The organism is Ruminococcus sp. AF37-20, from assembly GCF_003460465.1.
GTDB classification, from domain to species: domain Bacteria; phylum Bacillota; class Clostridia; order Oscillospirales; family Ruminococcaceae; genus Hominimerdicola; species Hominimerdicola aceti.
In genome coordinates, this window is record NZ_QTVE01000051.1 from 1 (window position 1) to 2875 (window position 2875).

The following is a 2875-nucleotide window of genomic DNA, read 5'->3' on the forward strand; positions in this document are numbered from 1 at the left end:
CCTGTTACTAATGTCGTTATGCCATAGATCGCACTGAGAATTAACGTATTATTACGATTTCATATGTAGTCTTATTTTCTCTGCAATCATCGCACAATTTAATGTAAATATTCCCGTTACTGAATAAAAACATATTTCTGATTTAAAAAAATAAAATATTATGCAGAATATTGTCCATACAAAAAATGAAATCAAAGATTTTTTTCTTAACTTCATCTTCTTTTTTTCTGAAATAGGTTTGTTCGGATGTTCAACCGGTGCAAATCTAAATAATATTATTGCTGATAAAATCCATAAGATCGGCGATAATATACTCATAGTAGTTATACTAATAGTTTTTATTGATAAAATAAAAACAGAAAGCACACAAACAAGTGTAAGCATACATCCCCAATGCGTATCAGCATGATATCCTCCAGCATACATTCTTATCGTAACAAACGCTGTTAAATTGAAAAAGCAGGGTATAAATTCATTAGAAATTAAAGCAATAATAATAGCTACAACCAAATTGAAAATTGTGGATAACAGTAACTCTATTCCATATGCATAAACTTCGGAATCTTCCGCCGCTATAATTTTATTGTCGGAAAAAAAACACGCCATACCTTTTGCGAGTTTTGAAATCATCACTCATCACCTCGCTTTTAGTATAGCGTGTCTAAATTGTTTTTTTCAATAGTTTTGCGTCAAATGACATTTCTTGACTTAAAAACTCATCTGCTTTAATAATTTGTTAATATATCATCAGAAGGATCAAGATAAGAACATTATAACTTCTTTTAATTTTGAGTAATCTATAAAAAGTGAATCGTTATTTGTTTATAAAAATAAAGCGATACCACAATTATTGCGGTATCGCTTCCTGACCCCCAAAAACCTTAACAATATTTAACATAGTATAATTACCATAGTAAGATTCTGTAGCGTTAGTGGTTTACTGGTTGTTTTTTCAGATTATTATCAATATCTTCTTATTTTTTATAATGATACATTGTACGTATAATAACTACTGAAATTGTCTAATAAAATAGTAATTTTACCCACGCTACACGTCAAATTTTGTATTAAGTTCTATAATTGAATGAAGGTCTCTATAATGTCCCCCTTGTCAAGACACAAATGAAAAAAATTATCGTGACAGCGAAAACCTTGTATAGCCATCCAAAAAACGTAAGCAAAATTTATGCAGCATTGCATACAGACTTGGCTTGGTAAACCTGCACAGGCAACTTGTAGCCAAGCGCCTGATGGGGTCTTTCGTTGTTGTAATCCTTGATGTAACTACCAATCTGCTGCCGCAGCTCTCTGGGATTGCTGTATTCATTGATATAAATCAACTCCGTTTTCAAGCTGCGAAACCAGCGTTCAATTACCACATTATCCACCCATCTAGCTTTTCCGTCCATACTCTGGCGGATATTCTTCGCTTTCAGAAATTCAATATAGTCATTGCTTGTAAACTGGCTGCCCTGATCAGAATTGATAATTTCAGGATTGCCGTATTGTTCCATGGCATTTGTGACTGCTGCTAAAACCGGTGCAGTATCCAGCGTATCAGACAATTCATAGCCCACGATAAAACCGCTGTACCAATCAATAATCGCTGTCAGATACATATGGCTGCGCCCCATTTTGATATAGGTGATGTCAATTGACCATACCTGATTTGGTCGGTCAATTTTTAGATTTTTCAGCAGATACGGAAATTTTAAACTGTTCTTTCCGGGCTTTGAAAGATTGGATTTCGGATAAACCGGACAGATATTCATTTCCGCCATATAACGTCTGACAAGCTTTCTGCCGATTGCAATCCCGTCTTCCTGTACAAGCTTTTCTTTGATTTTCCGATGACCAATGTAGCAGAATTTTGTGTGCCAGTAGTCAATACGTGATTTGATGTATTCCTCACGCTCCAAGGCTTTTTCTGCCGGTTCAACAGGCTGATAGTACATCGAAGTGCGGTTGATTTCAAGCAGTTCACACTGTTCCTTAATGTTCAGCCTATCATTCTTCATAACCAGACTTTTCCTTCCAGTCAGGTCCGAGCACTTCTTCAGATTTTTTTTTGAGCCAGTCCACCTGAACTGTCAGGTGACCGATTTTCTGCATAAGCTTTTCTTCCCGCTTTTTTGAGTTCTCAGCTGCTCTTTTTGCTTCCTTTTCTGATTTTGAACCATTAAAGGCACGGGATGCATTCTCAAGAAATTCCTTTTTCCAATTTTTCAGCTGATTGACGTTGATTCCTTCACGACTTGCTATCTCGCTGATCGTCTGCTCTCCCTCCAGTATTTCTATTACGATTTTTGCCTTGTACTCTGGTGTGTATGTGTTCCTCTTCGCCATTATCGTGTCCTCCTGTTTCTTTCTTTTATTATACCACTGTCACGATGTTTTGGCAATTTTGTGTTCAGTTTCTAGGGTACATTATACTCTTTCTTCGCTTTACAATGTTTTTAATTATAAGTGTGATAAATATAATTATAGTAGCACATATAAAGACGAAAACGATAATACCAAACGTGTTATTATTAGGAGTATAGTAATCAATTTTTAGATTATTGCTGCTAATGTTATAAATAATACCTCCAGTCAAATAACCCTTAGCTTTTTTTATTGTTCCGACATCAGAAACACTTATTACTTCCTTATCCTCATTCAGTATGGCTACTTTGATTTTTGGGGAATATTGCATTAACAAGTCAAAATTCTTATTGGACCCTCTGAAAAAAAGTCTGTAAAAAGTCAGTCAACTGTGGTATAATAAAAATAACACAGGAGGCTGATTTTTTATGAGAAGAAGAAAAAGAGAACCAATGAGCGAAGGAAAAAAGAACATCATCGGAATGCTGCTCGAGGAGTATGACATCAAGAC

The 2875-nt window shown here is 35.2% G+C and carries 2 protein-coding genes; both read right to left on the reverse strand.

Annotated features, from left to right (window positions below; translation table 11 throughout):
* Positions 1 to 51 precede the first annotated feature (51 nt).
* Complete coding sequence (locus DW015_RS13165; RefSeq protein WP_117905959.1) at positions 52 to 630, reverse strand: accessory gene regulator B family protein; 579 nt, start codon at positions 628 to 630, stop codon at positions 52 to 54.
* A gap of 554 nt (positions 631 to 1184) precedes the next feature.
* Positions 1185 to 2346 (reverse strand): IS3 family transposase gene (locus tag DW015_RS13170; RefSeq protein WP_181979942.1). Its coding sequence is split into 2 segments (ribosomal slippage): positions 1185 to 2060 and positions 2062 to 2346, totalling 1161 coding nucleotides; the frame shifts between segments, so codons are not numbered across the junction.
* Between the last annotated feature and the right edge of the window lie 529 nt (positions 2347 to 2875).

Excerpts from the sequence above, each read along its gene's own strand:
- DW015_RS13165 (WP_117905959.1), bottom strand. The coding sequence starts at position 630 with ATGATTTCAAAACTCGCAAAAGGTATGGCGTGTTTTTTTTCCGACAAT.